Origin of the sequence: Ewingella sp. AOP8-B2-18 (assembly GCF_052376015.1) — a bacterium.
Lineage (GTDB): Bacteria > Pseudomonadota > Gammaproteobacteria > Enterobacterales > Enterobacteriaceae > Ewingella > Ewingella allii.
The window spans coordinates 616653-634430 of the sequence record NZ_JBQSVB010000002.1 but is presented as its reverse complement, the minus strand read 5'-3'; the positions used below and the strand labels follow the sequence as shown (position 1 = coordinate 634430).

At 51.5% G+C, this 17778-nt stretch carries 17 protein-coding genes and 2 tRNA genes; 13 read left to right on the top strand and 6 right to left on the bottom strand.

Annotated features, from left to right (window positions below; genetic code table 11):
* Positions 1–100: 100 nt before the first annotated feature.
* Positions 101–343: a DUF1289 domain-containing protein gene (locus tag ACT3RR_RS07175; RefSeq protein ID WP_034791122.1), complete on the bottom strand. Its 243-nt coding sequence runs from the start codon at positions 341–343 to the stop codon at positions 101–103.
* Between the two features lie 168 nt (positions 344–511).
* Here ACT3RR_RS07175 and ACT3RR_RS07170 point away from each other — a divergent pair, with 168 nt between their 5' ends.
* The 4 genes from ACT3RR_RS07170 (at position 512) to rnt (ending at position 3733) form a co-directional block, all read left to right on the top strand.
* The gene (locus ACT3RR_RS07170; RefSeq protein ID WP_496200012.1) at positions 512–1120 is read left to right on the top strand and encodes a TetR/AcrR family transcriptional regulator; all 609 of its coding nucleotides are present in this window, start codon (positions 512–514) and stop codon (positions 1118–1120) included.
* Positions 1121–1257: 137 nt separating this feature from the next.
* A complete protein-coding gene (locus ACT3RR_RS07165) occupies positions 1258–2349 on the top strand; it encodes an alkene reductase (protein WP_496200011.1) in 1092 nt (363 codons plus the stop codon).
* Between the two features lie 172 nt (positions 2350–2521).
* Positions 2522–2929 carry a lactoylglutathione lyase gene (gene gloA, locus ACT3RR_RS07160; protein WP_353502410.1) on the top strand — a complete coding sequence of 136 codons (408 nt, stop codon included), beginning with the start codon at positions 2522–2524 and terminating at the stop codon, positions 2927–2929.
* A 90-nt stretch (positions 2930–3019) separates the two neighbouring features.
* A complete protein-coding gene (gene rnt / locus ACT3RR_RS07155) occupies positions 3020–3733 on the top strand; it encodes a ribonuclease T (RefSeq protein WP_496200010.1) in 714 nt (237 codons plus the stop codon).
* A gap of 90 nt (positions 3734–3823) precedes the next feature.
* Here the strand turns inward: rnt and ACT3RR_RS07150 are convergent, their stop codons facing one another.
* The gene (locus tag ACT3RR_RS07150; protein ID WP_353502412.1) at positions 3824–4177 is read right to left on the bottom strand and encodes a Grx4 family monothiol glutaredoxin; all 354 of its coding nucleotides are present in this window, start codon (positions 4175–4177) and stop codon (positions 3824–3826) included.
* A gap of 484 nt (positions 4178–4661) precedes the next feature.
* Between ACT3RR_RS07150 and ACT3RR_RS07145 the strand changes: the two genes are divergently transcribed.
* On the top strand, positions 4662–5528 hold the full coding sequence (locus ACT3RR_RS07145) for a C40 family peptidase (RefSeq protein ID WP_485901047.1): 867 nt from the start codon (positions 4662–4664) through the stop codon (positions 5526–5528).
* 200 nt (positions 5529–5728) lie between these two features.
* Here the strand turns inward: ACT3RR_RS07145 and cydH are convergent, their stop codons facing one another.
* Positions 5729–6004: a cytochrome bd-I oxidase subunit CydH gene (cydH, locus tag ACT3RR_RS07140; RefSeq protein WP_353502414.1), complete on the bottom strand. Its 276-nt coding sequence runs from the start codon at positions 6002–6004 to the stop codon at positions 5729–5731.
* Positions 6005–6154: 150 nt separating this feature from the next.
* On the opposite strand from cydH, the gene purR reads away from it, so the two are divergent.
* Entirely contained in the window at positions 6155–7180 is a 1026-nt protein-coding gene (purR, locus tag ACT3RR_RS07135; RefSeq protein ID WP_034791139.1) for an HTH-type transcriptional repressor PurR, read from the top strand.
* 57 nt (positions 7181–7237) lie between these two features.
* Here the strand turns inward: purR and punR are convergent, their stop codons facing one another.
* Entirely contained in the window at positions 7238–8143 is a 906-nt protein-coding gene (gene punR, locus ACT3RR_RS07130; RefSeq protein ID WP_485901050.1) for a DNA-binding transcriptional activator PunR, read from the bottom strand.
* A 157-nt stretch (positions 8144–8300) separates the two neighbouring features.
* Between punR and punC the strand changes: the two genes are divergently transcribed.
* Together punC and cfa are read left to right on the top strand one after the other, a co-directional pair.
* Positions 8301–9515: a purine nucleoside transporter PunC gene (gene punC / locus ACT3RR_RS07125; RefSeq protein ID WP_496200009.1), complete on the top strand. Its 1215-nt coding sequence runs from the start codon at positions 8301–8303 to the stop codon at positions 9513–9515.
* Between the two features lie 363 nt (positions 9516–9878).
* Positions 9879–11030: a cyclopropane fatty acyl phospholipid synthase gene (gene cfa, locus ACT3RR_RS07120; RefSeq protein WP_485901054.1), complete on the top strand. Its 1152-nt coding sequence runs from the start codon at positions 9879–9881 to the stop codon at positions 11028–11030.
* A gap of 72 nt (positions 11031–11102) precedes the next feature.
* Here the strand turns inward: cfa and ACT3RR_RS07115 are convergent, their stop codons facing one another.
* A complete protein-coding gene (locus tag ACT3RR_RS07115) occupies positions 11103–11759 on the bottom strand; it encodes a riboflavin synthase subunit alpha (protein WP_353502418.1) in 657 nt (218 codons plus the stop codon).
* Positions 11760–12137: 378 nt separating this feature from the next.
* Between ACT3RR_RS07115 and ACT3RR_RS07110 the strand changes: the two genes are divergently transcribed.
* The 5 genes from ACT3RR_RS07110 to ACT3RR_RS07090 all read left to right on the top strand — a co-directional run bounded on the left by ACT3RR_RS07110 (position 12138) and on the right by ACT3RR_RS07090 (position 16353).
* Positions 12138–13511: an MATE family efflux transporter gene (locus ACT3RR_RS07110; RefSeq protein WP_353502419.1), complete on the top strand. Its 1374-nt coding sequence runs from the start codon at positions 12138–12140 to the stop codon at positions 13509–13511.
* A 203-nt stretch (positions 13512–13714) separates the two neighbouring features.
* Positions 13715–13791, top strand: a tRNA-Val gene (locus ACT3RR_RS07105).
* 31 nt (positions 13792–13822) lie between these two features.
* Positions 13823–13899, top strand: a tRNA-Val gene (locus ACT3RR_RS07100).
* A gap of 510 nt (positions 13900–14409) precedes the next feature.
* The gene (pykF, locus tag ACT3RR_RS07095; protein WP_353502420.1) at positions 14410–15822 is read left to right on the top strand and encodes a pyruvate kinase PykF; all 1413 of its coding nucleotides are present in this window, start codon (positions 14410–14412) and stop codon (positions 15820–15822) included.
* A 294-nt stretch (positions 15823–16116) separates the two neighbouring features.
* Entirely contained in the window at positions 16117–16353 is a 237-nt protein-coding gene (locus ACT3RR_RS07090; RefSeq protein WP_013576093.1) for a major outer membrane lipoprotein, read from the top strand.
* Between the two features lie 207 nt (positions 16354–16560).
* Here the strand turns inward: ACT3RR_RS07090 and ACT3RR_RS07085 are convergent, their stop codons facing one another.
* Complete coding sequence (locus ACT3RR_RS07085; RefSeq protein ID WP_353502421.1) at positions 16561–17589, bottom strand: L,D-transpeptidase family protein; 1029 nt, start codon at positions 17587–17589, stop codon at positions 16561–16563.
* Between the last annotated feature and the right edge of the window lie 189 nt (positions 17590–17778).

Below are 17778 nucleotides of genomic sequence, written 5' to 3'. Positions count from 1 at the left end.
TATTAGTTGAAAGCTGAATAGTTTAAGCATACAGAATTGCCAGCGGCCTGTATTGATCTCCGCCATGCGAGCAAGTTGAAAGGTGAGCTGGTGCTAAAAATTAAAAAAGAGTGGGCTGTTCGGGCTGGGCGTCGTCATCGGGTTTCTTGGCGGCGCGCTGCAAACGCAACAGGCGCTGATGGCACAGGCGCAGCACGTGGCGCTTTTCAGTGTCCGTCATGGTCATCCAGCCAAAACGCTCTTCGCGACTACGCAGGCAACCACGGCAGAAGCCGCGATTATCTGCCTGGCAAATACCACGGCACGGGCTGGGAATGTCAAAAAACTCTAACTGTTGAGCCACAGCGACTCCCTATCGAGCATTGAACTCTTATTGAAGACGCTTTAACGCTTTCCCGCAACCCCCATTTACCCGTCGCCGGATTGCCCGGCGTCGCGCTAACGTGTCAAAATGTGCTCTACTCCACATTTAAGATTGACCTAGACTGATCGGTCTAATACTCTCAGAAGCATGAACAAGATGACACATCAACATTGCGATACACGCGAACATTTGTTGGCAACCGGCCAGGAACTCAGTTTACGACTGGGCTTTAACGGCATGGGGCTGACTGAACTGCTGAAAAAGGCCGAAGTGCCTAAAGGCTCGTTCTATCACCATTTTCGCTCGAAAGAGGCCTTTGGTGAGGCAATGATTCAGCGTTATTACGACAGTTATGATGCGCATCTGCTGGCTATGTTCAGCGCGCCGCAGGGGAATCAGCGTCAACATCTGCTGAACTATTACGCGCAGACTATTACCAACTTCTGCGCCAGCGAGAATCACAATGCCTGTCTGGCGGTGAAGCTTTCGGCAGAGGTCAGTGACCTGTCAGAGCCTATGCGCCATGCCCTTGAACAAGGCACCATTCGGGTGGTAGGTCGCTTAAAAGATGCGGTGGAAAAAGGCATTGCCGAAGGGTCGCTTCAGGTGCCGTTCTCCCCGGCAGCCACGGCGTCAGCGCTCTACTCTATGTGGCTGGGTGCGTCATTGCTGGCTAAGATAAAACGCTCTGTCACCCCGCTGGCTACTGCGGTAGAAACGATAGAAACGTTTTTGCAGGTTCCGAATAAGTCCTGATTGTCTTAAGACAGTCAGGGTAATGCGTCAACGGCGCGGTGAGTTGCCGCGCAGAAAACTTAATCAGGTCGAACTTTTGACCTCTTTTTTAAGATATGAATCAGACCGACCAGTCTATTACTGAGGAGTTTTAGAAAATGACCAAGCTTTTTACCCCGATTGTTGTCGGAAATAAAACCTTACCGAATCGCGTATTCATGGCTCCACTGACTCGTCTGCGTAGCATTGAGCCGGGTGATATCCCTACCCCACTGATGGGTGAATATTATGGCCAACGCCACACTTCAGGTTTGATCATCACTGAAGCGACTCAGGTTTCATTCCAGGCGAAAGGCTATGCTGGCGCACCGGGCCTGCATACCCCAGAGCAGACTGCTGCATGGAAAAAAATCGTGGCTGGCGTGCATGCTAAAGGCGGCCATATCGCCGTTCAATTGTGGCACACCGGCCGTATTTCGCACAACGATGTGCAGCCAGAGAACCAAACCCCGGTGTCGGCCTCGGCTATCAATGCCAACACCCGTACCAGCCTGCGTGATGCACAGGGCAACGCCGTTCGCGTTGACACCCCGACGCCACGAGCGCTGGAACTGAGCGAGATCCCAGGCATCATCAATAACTTCCGCCACGCGGCGGCCTGCTCTCGTGAGGCAGATTTCGACTACATCGAACTGCACGCCGCGCACGGCTACCTGTTGCACCAGTTCATGTCTCCGGCTTCTAACAACCGTACCGACCAGTACGGCGGCAGCATCGAAAACCGCACCCGCCTGACGCTGGAAGTGGTTGATGCCGCTATCGAAGAGATTGGCGCAGAGCGCGTGGGTATTCGTATTTCTCCACTCGGCCCGTTCAACGGTCTGGACAATGGCGAAGATCAAGAACAAGCCGCGCTGTACCTGCTCGATGAGCTAAACAAACGCAATCTGGCATACCTGCACATTTCTGAACCAGACTGGGCAGGCGGCAAGCCTTACTCTGACGAGTTCCGTGCAGCGATCCGCGCCCACTATAAAGGCGTGATTGTCGGCGCGGGTGCTTACACCGCAGAGAAAGGCGAAGACCTGATTGAAAAAGGTTTCATTGACGCCGTGGCGTTTGGCCGCAGCTACATTGCAAACCCAGACTTGGTTGAACGTCTGAGAAGCCATGCACCACTGAACGAACCACAGCCAGAGACTTTCTACGGCGGCGGCGCTCAGGGTTACACCGACTACCCGACTTTATAAAAACGGCGAGTCCGTATAAAACGAAGAGTAACTAACGGGTTGGTTTAAAAGCCATTAGTGCAAAAAATCGACCCTTGCGGCAGCCGCCCCTCCGGCTGCCGCTTTTTTTGCCTGAATAGCGAATATCAGTTAGTCTGTTATCTATTACTTACCCCTGCATTCAGAGGAATTTATGCGCTTACTTCATACCATGCTTCGCGTTGGCGACCTGCAACGCTCAATCAGTTTCTATACCGATGTTTTGGGGATGCGCCTGCTGCGTACCAGCGAAAATACTGAATACAAATACTCTCTGGCCTTTGTTGGTTATACCGATGAAAGCGAAGGTGCAGTGATCGAACTGACTTACAACTGGGGCGTCGAAAGCTATGATCTCGGCACGGCCTATGGTCATATCGCTCTTGGCGTAGATAACGTTGCCCAGACTTGCGAAGACATTCGTAAAGCCGGTGGTAACGTGACGCGCGAAGCCGGCCCGGTGAAAGGCGGTTCTACCATCATCGCTTTCGTCGAAGACCCGGACGGCTACAAAATCGAGCTGATCGAATCTAAACACGCGGGTCAAGGTCTGGGTCACTAATCCCGCCTTCCGCTATTAAGGGCGCATAAGCGCCCTTTTTTGTTGCCCTTTTTTCCTCCCCTCCTGCAACTGACAGAAAAATTTGTCATAATGCCGACTGAATTCGATGAAGATAAGAAACTAATGGCCGAGAATAGTGACATTAACGCCCTGAGAGGCCGATTTCGTGGTTTTTATCCCGTAGTTATCGATGTTGAAACCGCAGGATTTAACGCCCAGACCGATGCGCTGCTAGAAATTGCCGCCATTACGTTAAAGATGGATGACGAGGGTTGGCTGGAGAGCGACGAAACGTTGCACTTCCACGTCGAGCCTTTCGAGGGTTCCATTCTGGTACCGGAGGCGCTGGCCTTTAACGGCATAGACCCGACCAATCCCCTGCGCGGCGCGGTGAGCGAATATGATGCGCTACACGCGATTTTCAAAGCCATTCGCAAGGGAATGAAAGAGCAGAACTGCAACCGGGCGATCATCGTGGCGCACAATGCCAACTTCGATCACAGCTTCCTGATGGCCGCCGCAGAGCGCGCCGGGCTGAAACGTAACCCTTTCCACCCTTTTGCCACTTTCGATACCGCCGCACTCAGCGGATTGGTGCTCGGGCAGACAGTGTTGGCGAAAGCCTGTATCAGCGCCGGCATGGTGTTCGACAGCAGTCAGGCGCACTCGGCGCTGTATGACACCGAGCAGACGGCCAAGCTGTTCTGTGAACTGGTAAACCGCTGGAAGCGTCTTGGTGGCTGGCCACTGCCGGTGGGCGATGAGACTGCAGCGCCGAGCGAGGCAGACAGCCAGGCTGAATAAGTGGGCTTGGCGGAATTCGACAGTTAAAAAAAGAGCGGCTCAGATGGCCGCTCTTTTTATTTGCTCTGCTACTACAGCGGGAGCCTGAAATTACTCAGGTTGCTGCTCTTCAGAAGATTTGTATTTCTCAGCAGTTTCTTTGATCAGCTGCTGCAGCTCACCGCGCTGGTACATTTCAATCACGATGTCGCAACCGCCAACCAGTTCGCCGTCTACCCACAGCTGCGGGAAGGTTGGCCAGTTAGCATATTTTGGCATTTCAGCACGGATATCTGGGTTTTGCAGGATATCAACGTAAGCGAAACGCTCACCACAGGCAGAAAGAGCCTGAACCGCCTGAGCAGAGAAACCGCAGCTTGGCAGCTTAGGTGAACCTTTCATGTACAGAAGGATTGGGTTTTCGGAAACCTGCTTCTGGATCTTTTCAATAGTTGGTGTGGTCATTTCTTGCTTCCTCAAGCCAAAGCTGGCTGTCACGGTCATTACTCATTATGCGCAGGCTGCTTATGGGAACCCGCAGCCTTTGTCGCTTGTCTTCTATTGTAACGATGGCTGGCATGGGATAAAAACGCCATTTTTTGCAGGGTTTTTCTCCACTGCGCCATGCATTATTCAACTGCCTGTGCCATTTTTATTAAAATGACTTACAGGTCGCAAAAATAAACAGTCATTCAGAATAACATTTTTGCCGAACAAATTTAACTGCCGAATGAGCCATCTGCACGGCATAGAGCATTATTTCAACTCACTGAAATATGGTGCTTTTAAAACCGTTTAATGACTATTTTCTCAGCATTTAAAAAGCTATTAACTTTTTCTCACAATATGATCTAGAATCGAGGCATTTCGTGCTGTTTTGTCCGGTTCATTTGGGCAATACTCTGACATCTATGATGTTTAACTTTGGGCCAATATTGGTAACGACGCCATGCGTTTATTGATTACGCTTTCCGTACTGCTATTTACCCAGCTATTTCTTAATTTGGCGCACGCAGCGCCAAACGCTAACGTTTCCGCCGATCATAAGAAAAGCCACGTGAGTCAGGCTAAACCCGATGAGCGCCGAAAGCGAAAAGCCGTGGCCAAGACCAGTAAAAAGTCCAAGGCAGAGCCGGTAAAAGAAGAAAAAACCAAAACCAGTAAAACGAAAGAATCGAAAGAAACGAAAAAGGCCGCACCGGCCAAGCTTGCTCACCATCAGCGGGCTGAAAAGAAAACCACCAAAGTCGCGTTACGCAAAACCGAAACCAAAAAAGAAAGTCGAACGCTGGCCAAGAACGAAACCAAAAAGAACGGCAAAAAAGCTTACGGGCGTCACCGAGGTGACAAAGACGTTCTGGCAAAAAACAGTAAACCCATAACATTAAGCGCCGCGCACAAAAAACGTTACCAACACGCGCAGCAAACAGCGATGACCAAGTTGATGCATCAGGTTGGCAAACCTTATCGCTGGGGTGGGACTTCACCGAATACCGGATTTGATTGCAGTGGTTTAGTATATTACGCCTATAAAGATTTGATTCGCATTAAAATGCCGCGCACCGCTAACGAAATGTACCACCTTCGCGACGCGGCGCCGGTTAAACGCGGTGAACTGGAGAGTGGCGATTTAGTCTTCTTCAGGATCAGCAAGCGCGGCGCAGCAGACCACGTGGGCGTGTATCTCGGCAACGGCAAGTTTATCCAGTCACCGCGAACCGGTGAAGATATTAAAATCACCTCCTTGGGTGACGATTACTGGCAAGATCACTATGTTGGCGCGCGTCGCGTCATGACGCCTAAAACGATTCGTTAAGTCGGCCCCACCGCTAATCAGTCACTGAATAGCATTTAACGAAACGCTTATGAAATTGTTGAGTCAAATCCGAACACAGCAAGACGAAAACAAAAAGGGCGATCCCAGTGATGGGGTCGCCCTTTTCTCTATTTGTTTAACTTTTCTAACTAGAACCGAACACGGTTTAACGCGCCTAAGCCCTACTCGCAATGAGAGGATTAGTGCATTACCGCCGTGAAGCTAAAGGCCAAAATCATTGCCAATGCGCCGACTGTCGTGATCAATGCGAATTTCAGATTGCTGTCCATGAAAACTCCTTGTGGATCAAATGCGGCCACGCCGTAAGCCATACAGTTTGTGTGCCAAAGCAGTTTCTCACAGTTTCCCGCTAAAATCTCGTGATCATTCCCTGCCTTAACAAGACTTTTTACTTCCCCTTTTCCGCGATATAAGAGAAAATTCGCGGTTACCACGCTGCGTGCCGGTCGATTCATCCCGATGTTCTTTCAGACAGCTGTCCTTTTCTGAAAAACCCACCAACGATTTCACTGCGCTTTTATTGTTCAGCAGTCAAATCCACGCAAGCAAACGATTAACATAATGCTAACGTGCCAGAGCACGTCGGTACAGGAGTCATTCTTTTCATGGCAACGATAAAAGATGTCGCAAAGCGGGCTGGCGTTTCCACCACTACCGTGTCGCACGTCATCAATAAAACACGTTTCGTCGCCGAAGAAACTAAAGCTGCCGTGCAGACTGCCATTAAAGAGCTGCACTACTCGCCTAGCGCCGTGGCTCGCAGCCTCAAGGTTAATAACACCAAGTCTATCGGCTTGTTGGCAACCTCCAGCGAAGCGCCCTACTTCGCCGAAGTCATCGAAGCCGTTGAAAATAGCTGCTTCGCCAAAGGCTATACGCTGATTTTATGTAACTCGCACAATAACCTCGATAAGCAACAGGCCTATCTGGCGATGCTGGCGCAAAAGCGCGTCGACGGCTTATTGGTGATGTGCGCCGAATACCCGGACGCCCTGTTGGACATGCTCGAAGAGTATCGCTCCATCCCTATGGTGGTGATGGACTGGGGCGAAGCGCGCAAGAATTTCACCGACAGCATTATTGATAACGCCTTTGAAGGCGGCTACATGGCCGGGCGCTATCTGATTGAACGCGGTCATCGCGATATCGGCGTGATCCCCGGCCAACTGGCACGCAACACCGGCGGCGGTCGCTTCCAGGGCTTCGTCAAAGCCTTAACCGAAGCCAATATTCCGCTGCGCGAAGAGTGGGTAGTGCAAGGGGATTTCGAGCCGGAATCCGGCTATCAGGCGATGCACAAGATTTTGATGCAGAAGCAGCGCCCGACCGCCGTGTTCTGCGGCGGCGACGTGATGGCGATGGGGGCAATCTGCGCCGCTGACGAAATGGGCCTGCGCGTGCCGCAAGACATATCGGTGATCGGCTATGATAACGTGCGTAACGCGCGCTACTTCTCCCCAGCCCTGACCACCATCCACCAGCCGAAAGAGCGTCTGGGCGAGATGGCCTTCACCATGCTGCTCGACCGTATTGTCAGCAAGCGCGAAGAGTCGCAAACCATCGAGGTTCACCCGAAACTGGTTGAGCGCCGCTCAGTGGCCGACGGCCCGTATCGCGACTATCGTCGTTAATAGCGCGCCGCGAATAAAATAGTTAACCGACCAACGCCTGCTGCCATGCAGGCGTTTTTAATTGCGCAACCACTCCTGATTCATGGTTTCACTGTCGCCGAGATAGTCCAGCAGCCACGCCAGCGCGGGCGATTGATTGCTTTGGTCCCACGTCAGGCAGCAGGCGCTTTCCGGGAAATCCGTAGCCAGTTGCAAAACGCGAAGCTTATCCTGCTCAAGCCATTTATCCACCATATGGACGGGCATCATGCCGACACACAGCCCCGCGCACAGGCACTCAATGGCGCAGGTCCAGTCCGGCACCACCAGCCGACGCTGATTATCCAAGGTCCAGGTATCGCGCTTGGGTAAGCTACGCGAGGTGTCTTCCAGACATAGCGCGGGGTACTCTCGCAGCTGGTCGTCAATCAGCGGCGCGGGCAACGCCGCCAGCGGATGGCTCGGGCTGACCACGCAGTGCCAATCCATAAAGCCCATGTCGCGAAAGCTAAAACGCCCGCCGGTGGGCACCGCGCGGGTGGCGCCGATGGCGACGTCAGCGCGGCCATCAACCAGCGCGTCCCACACGCCGTTGAACACTTCGGAATGAATAATCAGCTCGGTGTCCGGGAAGGTGCGATAGAAATCCGTCACCAGCCGCCGCGCCCTTTCTGGCTTAACGATACGGTCAACCGCCACGCTGAGCTGGCCGCGCCAGCCGTTTGCCACCTGCTGGCACTGACGGCGGGTCGCCATCATTTTTTTGATAAGCAACCGCGCATCCTCAACAAAAACCTGCCCGGCCGGGGTTAATTCCACATCGCGGTGGCGGCGTTCAAACAGCGGCACGGCCAGCCACTGCTCGAGTTGGCGGACGGTATAACTCACCGCCGAGGGCACGCGGTGCAGTTCTGCCGCCGCCGCGCTAAAACTGCCGGTGCGCGCCACGGCGTCCACCACTTCTAACGAGTATTCTGACCACATTTCATTCGCCCTCGGCTTGCTTTCAATTTTTTTGATACATCACTGCAAATATTAGCGTTTCACAAGGGCTTTACCAAACACTTAAACTTCTAGGCGTTTTCCTGCAATTTTTGCCACCGCGTAATGTCATTGATACATCGCATTTAAGAAGAGAAAAATGAAACCCTCCTTTGGATTTATGCTCTACCTCGCCGGGCTGAGTATGCTGGGCTTTTTAGCCACCGATATGTACCTGCCTGCATTCAGCGCAATGCAAACCTCTTTAGTCACCACGCCGGGCCTGATCAGCGCCAGCCTCAGTATCTTCTTAGGCGGCTTTGCCATTGGCCAACTGGTCTGGGGGCCGCTCTCCGATCGCATGGGTCGCCGCCCGGTTCTGATTGCCGGACTGACCCTGTTCGCGCTGGGCTGTCTGGGGATGCTGTGGGTTGAAAATATTTATCTGCTGCTCGGTCTGCGCTTCCTGCAAGCCATCGGCGTGTGTGCTGCGGCAGTGAGCTGGCAGGCGCTGGTGGTTGATCGCTACTCGTCTGAAGTGGCGAAACGCACCTTTGCGACTATCATGCCGCTGGTCGCGCTCTCTCCGGCGCTCGCCCCGCTGCTTGGTGCATGGGTGCTTAACCATTTTGACTGGCAGGCCATTTTTGCCCTGCTGTTGGCCGTCGGCGTGCTGCTACTGGCCTTCTCTTTCCGCATTAAAGAAGCCAAAAAAGCCAGTGGCGAGAAAAAGGCTGACAACATCAGCTTCTTCCGCCTGATGGCTTCGCCAGCGTTTAGCGGCAACGTGATGATTTACGCTGCGTGTTCGGCAGGTTTCTTTGCCTGGCTGACCGGCTCACCCTTTATTTTGAGTGATATGGGTTACACGCCGGGAGTGATTGGTCTGAGCTATGTTCCGCAGACAATTGCATTTTTAGTGGGGGGCTTCGGCTGCCGTTTGCTGATCGCCAAAATTGACGGCAACCGCATTCTGCCTTGGCTACTGGCGGGTTACACCCTGAGCGTCGTGGCGCTTTATCTGGTGGCAACCCTGACTCACGCCACGCTAATCACCCTGCTCATTCCCTTCTGTTTAATGGCATTGGTGAATGGTGCGTGCTATCCAATTGTTGTAGCAAATGCATTAATGTCATTTCCTGCTAATACAGGCAAGGCTGCTGCACTGCAAAATACACTACAATTAGGTTTGTGTTTTGTTGCCAGCCTGTTGGTTTCCACTTTTATTGCCCTGCCACTTCTGGCCACGGTGACGGTAATGCTTGGCACCGTTGTCTTGGTTGGACTGGGATTTTTTATGGCCAAAAAAGGTGAGAAACAGGCGACTGCGGTAGCGGTAACTGCCGGAGGAGAATTATCGCGAAGCGATGCTTAACATGCTAACGGATCGTCATAATTACCCTCTGTAACAATCACTTAAAGTATATGCTCGCCCCGCACGATTTATTATTGAGAATGCGGAAAGGCGGGCATATACTCAATCGAACCTAAAAAAATAACATTTTACCAAAACTTTTATCACAACTTGTTGTCGATGCGGGGAGTGCATCACACTTTATAAAATGGATTTTTCACCCATACTCTTAGTGGCAGTGGGTGTTCTTCTAATTATTTCCTCTGTTCATAGTCGCATATCAGACAAGGCGGATTGACCGTCTGTTCTCATAATGACCTGCATAAATTGCCTAATATTTTCTTGGCAGGTTAATAAGTCAGAAGAGAAAGTGATGGAGAAGCTATGAGTTCATCGTGTGTAGAAGACCTGAGTATTCAAGATAATCAATGGTATCGCATCGCCAATGAAATGCTCGGGATGGCCGATATCCAGATTAATGGTACTCGACCTTTTGATATAAAAGTAAAAAACCCTGATTTCTTTAAGCGTGTTTTACAGGAAGGTTCTTTGGGTCTGGGCGAAAGCTATATGGACGGCTGGTGGGAATGCGAACGTCTCGATATGTTCTTCCAGCGGGTCATTAACGCCGGTCTTGAGACTAAACTCCCGCGCCATTTTAAAGATACACTCCGCATTGCAGCCGCACGGCTAACCAATCTTCAATCCAGAAAACGCGCCTGGATTGTGGGCAAAGAGCATTACGACTTGGGCAACGACTTGTTCAGTCTGATGTTAGACCCCTATATGCAATATTCCTGCGGTTACTGGAAAGAGGCAACAACTCTCGAACAGGCCCAGGAAGCAAAATTAAAAATGATTTGCGATAAGCTGCAATTGAAGCCGGGCATGCGCTTGCTCGACATCGGATGTGGTTGGGGTGGGCTTTCGGAATTCGCAGCGAAAAATTACGGCGTTAGCGTTGTTGGAGTCACAATCTCTGCTGAGCAACAAAAAATGGCACAAGAGCGCTGCAAGGGCCTCGACGTCACTATTTTGCTGCAAGACTACCGCGACCTGAACGATCAGTTTGATCGTATTGTGTCGGTGGGCATGTTCGAACACGTGGGTCCGAAGAATTATCAGACTTACTTCAACGTGGCGAAACGCAATATTAAGCCGGACGGTTTATTCCTTCTGCATACGATTGGTTCGAATAAAACCGACCTGAACGTTGACCCGTGGATCGATAAGTATATTTTCCCTAATGGCTGCTTGCCTTCCGTTCAGCAAATCGCGCAAACCAGCGAATCACTGTTTGTGATGGAAGATTGGCACAACATCGGGGCGGATTACGACAGGACGCTGATGGCGTGGTATGAACGTTTCCAGCAGGCATGGCCTTCTCTGGCAGAACGTTACGGCGATCGCTTCTACAGAATGTTTACTTATTATCTTAACGCCTGTGCCGGCGCCTTCCGCGCCCGTGACATTCAATTGTGGCAGGTGGTATTCAGCGCGCAAGGCGTCGAAGGCGGTATTCGCGTTCCACGCTAAGTGACAGACGAAAAAAAGCCGGACAGTGATGAGCTGCCCGGCTTTTTTATTGCGCTGTTTTTATTTTATAAATTAGTGCTCTTGCTGTTCGGCCAGCGCCTGAGCCGTGGCCATCGCGGCTTCGCGGCTTGCCAACACGCGCTCGACGGTGTCAACGATCGCCTGGGTCTGCGGGTCGATTTCAATATTGATTTTATCCCCCAGACGTTTCGCGCCTAAGGTGGTTCTTTGCAGCGTTTCAGGAATTAAATGCACGCAGAAACGGGTTTTGGTCACTTCACCGACGGTCAGGCTAATGCCGTCAATACCAATGAAACCTTTATGCAGCACATATTTCATTAAATCTTCGTGAGGCATGCGGAACCAGATTTGACGGTTATTTTCTGAGGTCAGAATTTTCGCCACTTCTGCCGTACAAATAATATGCCCAGACATTAAGTGGCCGCCGATTTCATCATCAAATCGCGCTGCGCGCTCGAGATTTACCTCCGCACCGGGCTGCAAATCACCCAGGTTGGTCAGGCGAAGCGTCTCTTTAACCAAGTCGAAGCTCACCAGATCACCCTTAACTTCCGTGACGGTAAGGCAACAACCATTGTGAGCAACCGACGCGCCAAGCTCAAGGTTGTCGAGCATATGGGCTGGCATTTTGACAACGTGGGTACGGAAGTTAGGTTTTTCATCGATGGACACTAGCGTTCCTGTGCCCTGAACAATACCGGTAAACATAGGTCATGCCTCATTAAATGCTTGTCTCTTATCCGTCAGTTTGCCGCAGAATTGAGGGAAAGCCAAATCAATGAATCTAAAATATCAACCCGATGTAAAAGCGCATTATTTAACTCGACATTAACAGCTTTATTGCTTAAAAAATCTTAAGATGTACAATCTTCGGGCTATTTCCCGCTATTTTAGCGTCATGTTTTCCATGACGTTTTCTTAATTTAATCACTGTCCAACGTGGTTGGAGTTTCGGCAATACAGCACGTGAAGCGCCCTTGGGCTTGTTCCTTAATGAATATTCATAGGGAATATTCCCCTCTCCGGCGTACGGCTCTCGACGCGATAACTTCAGGAACGAAGGATTAACCATATAAAGGTGTATACGTGCAGAAGTACCTTACAGAAGCGCGTGTCTTATTAGCGCTCGCTGTTCCCGTCATCTTTGCTCAAATTGCTCAAACCGCAATGGGCGTGGTGGACACCATCATGGCTGGCTCGGTCAGCGCAACGGACATGGCCGCAGTGGCCGTCGGTACCTCGATTTGGCTGCCGGCAATTCTTTTGGGTCATGGCTTGGTGCTGGCACTTAGCCCGACCGTGGCCCATCTCAACGGTGCCGGTCGACGCGATAAAATCGCCCATCAGGTGCAGCAAGGTTTCTGGCTGGCGGCAGGCGTGTCGGTGCTGATCATGGCCGTCATCTATAATTGCGAGCACATCATCGGCCTGATGCATAACGTGGATGAAGAGCTGAAAGAGAAAGCCATTGGTTACCTGCACGCCATTATGTGGGGCGCGCCGGGCTACCTGTTCTTCCAAGTGCTGCGCGTCCAGTGCGAAGGGTTGTCGAAAACCAAGCCGGGGATGATTTTTGGTTTTGTTGGGCTGATGGTTAACATTCCGCTCAACTATATCTTCATCTATGGTCACTTTGGCGCACCGGCGCTGGGCGGCGTAGGCTGCGGCGTGGCGACAGGCACCGTTTACTGGGTGATGTTCCTGATGATGCGTTACTACGTGAAGCATGCTTACTTCATGAAGGACATTGTTGCGCAGAGCCGTTTCGCCAAGCCGGATTGGGCCACCCTTAAACGCTTAACCTCGCTGGGCCTGCCAATTGGTTTAGCGCTGTTTTTCGAAGTGACGCTGTTCGCCATCGTCGCACTGCTGGTTTCTCCACTGGGCATTGTCGCCGTGGCAAGTCACCAGATAGCCCTGAGCCTCGGCTCGCTGATGTTCGTCATTCCGCTCTCTTTGGGCATGGCGACCACCATCCGCGTGGGTTCGCGCTTGGGTGAGTCCTCGGTGGAAGGGGCGCGCGTGTCGGCCCGTACCAGTATTTTCACCGGGGTGGTGATTGCCTGCTTCACGGCGTCTCTCTCGGTGATTTTCCGCGAACAGATCGCCGCGCTGTATAACGACAGCCCGGAGGTGGTGGCGCTGGCCTCCAGCCTGATGCTACTGGCGGCGGTTTATCAGATCTCAGATGCCATTCAGGTGATCGGCACTGGCGTACTGCGCGGCTATAAAGACACGCGTTCTATCTTCTACATTACTTTTGTTGCCTACTGGGTGCTGGGGCTGCCGATTGGCTACACGCTGGGTCTGACCGACTGGGTAGTGCCGCGAATGGGGCCAAGTGGTTTCTGGTGGGGCTTTATTATCGGGCTGACCTTCGCGGCGGTGATGGTGTCGCTGCGGATTCGCTGGATCCAGAACCAATCTTCATTCGTCATTTTGGATAAAGCGCGCCGATAATCTGCTTTGCAGCACAACCTAGCCGCCGGACAACCGTTTCCGGCGGCTAAGCTGCCAGCATTAATGTTTAAAAAATCAACGCAATGAACATTAGCGCACCACTCAGTCACAATATCGTCGTAAAATGTTTTTTTTCCCTTGCCAGTCATCGGGTAGGTCGCTAATATTCGTCCCCGCTGCCGCACTGGCAGACAGAAAACGATGCGTCCGTAGCTCAGTTGGTTAGAGCACCACCTTGACATGGTGGGGGTCGGTGGTTCGAGTCCACTCGGACGCACCAAATTCTGCGCAGTACCTGTTTCATCAGATGTGCGTCCGTAGCTCAGTTGGTTAGAGCACCACCTTGACATGGTGGGGGTCGGTGGTTCGAGTCCACTCGGACGCACCAGATGAACACTCCTTCTCTCCCTAATCTTGCAGTCACGTCTTCTTCGTATTCAAATCCCAACATTGTTCAATTTCAGTATTAGATCCTAGAACCCAAGCCACTCGTTACCCTTTATCCTGCTCAAAATAGTACCTATAGTGATTTCTCCCCTGCCCGTTTCGGCGATTTGCGCAACGAACGCCTCTCAGATGCCAGAAGCTTGCGCAGCGTCATGTTTTTTATTTTGTTTCCCGCCGCTTACCCCCTATAATACGCACCGTCTCTTCGATTGAATGGTTTCAGCCCCTTGATCTGTCGATATCGTACGTATAAAAGCAGCACCTTACCCAAGACGATGATTAATCGTACAGAAAGCCATGCCTTGGCTGAACTTTACACACCATTTCTTCTCCAGTCGCCTACGCTTAGTATTGTTTTGAATCAACCAGGCACCACCCAAATTTCTCGTGGGCAGCAGCGCTGCCGGGCGAACATATTCCCAATCCATCACAACTTGTAGATAAAATCGTCATGAAAAAGACCAAAATTGTTTGTACCATCGGCCCAAAAACCGAATCTGAAGAAATGCTGACCAAACTGCTTGATGCAGGCATGAACGTTATGCGTTTGAACTTCTCTCACGGTGATTACGAAGAACACGGTCAGCGCATCAAGAACATCCGCAACGTTATGGCTAAAACTGGTCATAAAGCGGGCATCCTGCTGGACACCAAAGGTCCAGAAATCCGCACCATGAAACTGGAAGGCGGCAAAGACGCTGCGCTGGTTGCTGGTCAGACTTACACCTTTACTACTGACCAATCCGTGATCGGTAACAGCGAGCGCGTAGCGGTAACTTACGCTGGTTTCGCAGCAGACCTGAAAATCGGTAACACCATTCTGGTTGATGACGGCCTGATCGGTATGGAAGTGACCAACGTCACTGAAACCGAAGTAACCTGTAAAGTGCTGAACAACGGCGACCTTGGCGAAAACAAAGGCGTTAACCTGCCGGGCGTTTCTATCGCGCTGCCAGCTCTGGCTGAAAAAGATAAACGTGACCTGATCTTCGGTTGCGAGCAAAACGTTGATTTCGTTGCGGCTTCTTTCATCCGTAAACGTTCTGACGTGCTGGAAATTCGCGAACACCTGAAAGCACACGGTGGCGAGCACATCCAGATCATCTCTAAAATCGAAAACCAAGAAGGCCTGAACAACTTCGACGAAATCCTCGAAGCTTCTGACGGCATCATGGTTGCTCGTGGCGACCTGGGCGTTGAGATCCCAGTAGAAGAAGTTATCTTCGCGCAGAAGATGATGATTGAGAAATGTAACCGCGCGCGTAAAGTCGTTATCACTGCGACCCAAATGCTCGATTCCATGATCAAAAACCCACGCCCTACTCGCGCAGAAGCGGGCGACGTGGCTAACGCCATCATCGACGGTACTGACGCAGTCATGCTGTCAGGCGAAAGTGCGAAAGGTAAATATCCGCTGGAAGCCGTGACTATCATGGCAACCATCTGTGACCGTACCGACCGCGTGATGCAAAGCCGTATCGACGGTCAGAACGAAAACCGCAAACTGCGCATCACCGAAGCCGTTTGCCGTGGTGCCGTTGAAACCGCAGAGAAGCTGGACGCGCCTCTGATTGTTGTCGCGACTAGCGGCGGTAAATCAGCTAAAGCCGTGCGTAAATACTTCCCACACGCCACTATTCTGGCACTGACCACTAACGAAGTGACCGCACGTCAACTGATCCTGACTAAAGGCGTGATCACTCAGCTGGTCAAAGAAATCGCTTCTACTGATGACTTCTACCGCATCGGTAAAGAAGCGGCGCTGGAAAGCGGTCTGGCTCAGAAAGGTGATGTTGTGGTGATGGTTTCTGGCGCGCTGGTTCAGAGCGGCACAACCAATACTGCATCGGTACACGTTGTCTAATTAGAAAAGTGACATCGCTTTCTGCCAAAACGCCGCGTAATGCGGCGTTTTTTATTGGCTGCAATGTAAATAATTAGACAAGACAGTAAAAACAGCTAACAAATAAATGGGACAAGTCTCATGGAATCCGGCTGTTTTCGCTGCATTTTTTAACTTTTTCGCAAAAAAAGATGCTTCTTTGAGCGAACGATCAAAATAAAGCGATTGCGAGCAAAAATTTATTCTCATTAGAAAAAGGTTTGTGTAATACTTGTAACGCTACATGGAGATTAACTTAATCTAGAGGGTTTTATAATGAATCGCACTAAACTGGTACTGGGCGCTGTAATCCTGGCTTCTACTATGCTGGCTGGTTGTTCAAGCAATGCTAAAATCGACCAACTGTCTTCAGACGTTTCTACTCTGAACTCTAAAGTTGACCAACTGAGCAACGACGTGAACGCAATCCGTTCTGACGTTCAAGCAGCTAAAGACGATGCAGCTCGCGCTAACCAACGTCTGGACAACCAAGCTCACGCTTACAAGAAGTAATATTACTTCAATAGTTAAATGGCGCACTCAGTGCGCCATTTTTTTTGCCTGTCGTTCAGCATCTCTCCGCTCCCCTCTTCCACACCTGACATTCCCCGTCTAAATACCATTAAAACTCGCCACAGCGCCTTCTACCAGACGAACATAAAAAAAGGAGCTGGTATCAGCTCCTTAATATGCAATGCCTCTATGGGCCGTACAGCGCGATTATTGGTTATCGGCGGTCTGGTAAGACTGAACCTGAGTAATAGAAGCACTTTGCGGCTGGGGGACTTGTGATGACGGCGCTTCTTGCGCTGAGTCAGCATCAGTGCCGTGACTCACAATCACCGGCATACCCGAGCGGCGCTCGATGGCCTGCTTCACCACATCTTCATTAGTCTCTTTGTTCTTGATGAACTTCTTCTCTGCGGCGGTCAGCGCAATCGGCTTGGTCTGCGGATCGTCCTTGTCGGTGTGCGACAGCGGCTGGTGCACCTCGATATAACGCTTACCGTCCGGCTCAACCGCCACTTTGATTGGCTGATTGATTATCTGCACGCGCGTGCCTTTCGGCACCATGTTGAACAGCGCTTCGATATCGTCCGGACGCAGGCGGATACAGCCCGAGCTGACGCGCATACCGATACCAAAGTTGGCATTGGTACCGTGGATCAGATATTGCCCGGTGCCCGCGGACAGGCGCATGGCGAACAGCCCCATCGGGTTATCCGGCCCGGCTGGCACCATGCCCGGCAGCTTAATGCCGTCTTTCAAGTAAGCTTTACGGATGTTGGCGGTCGGTGTCCAGGTTGGATTGGGGATCTTCTGGCTGACCGAAGTCACCATTTCCGGCGTATTACGCCCTAATTGGCCAATACCTATTGGCAGCACGATCACCTTATCCTCCCCTTTCGGGTAGTAATAAAGGCGCAGCTCGGCAAGGTTTACCACAATGCCTTCGCGCTTGGTGTCGGGAAGCAGCATCTGCGATGGAATGGTCAGCACCGTGCCCGGCTTCGGCAAATAAGGGTCGGTGCCCGGGTTGGCTTCCAGCATTCCAATCAAACCAATCTGATATTTGGCGGCTGCCGCTTCGAGAGGTTTGCCATCGTTTGGCACAACGTAGGTGGTGTTCTCACCGATAAGGCGGCTGTTATCCGGCGGCAGCGGATATTCTGCGGCGTTGGCCGCGCCGGTTCCGGCTGTTAGATAGCCAGCGAATAACATCCCCATCAGGGGTAATACACGTTTCATACTCATTCCTACTGATGATTATCGTAAGGGTTGAAACCCGATGCCAAGGCAGGTGCGCAGGCATCAACTTCCTGTTGAGTTTTAATAGTAGCAATGCCTGAAGTAAAGGCAATTAAAACGCTTAAAATCAAAGCGTTACAAAAGCTCGACGGAATGAAAATTAAGGCAAGAGAAGCGTTTTAAGCAGCT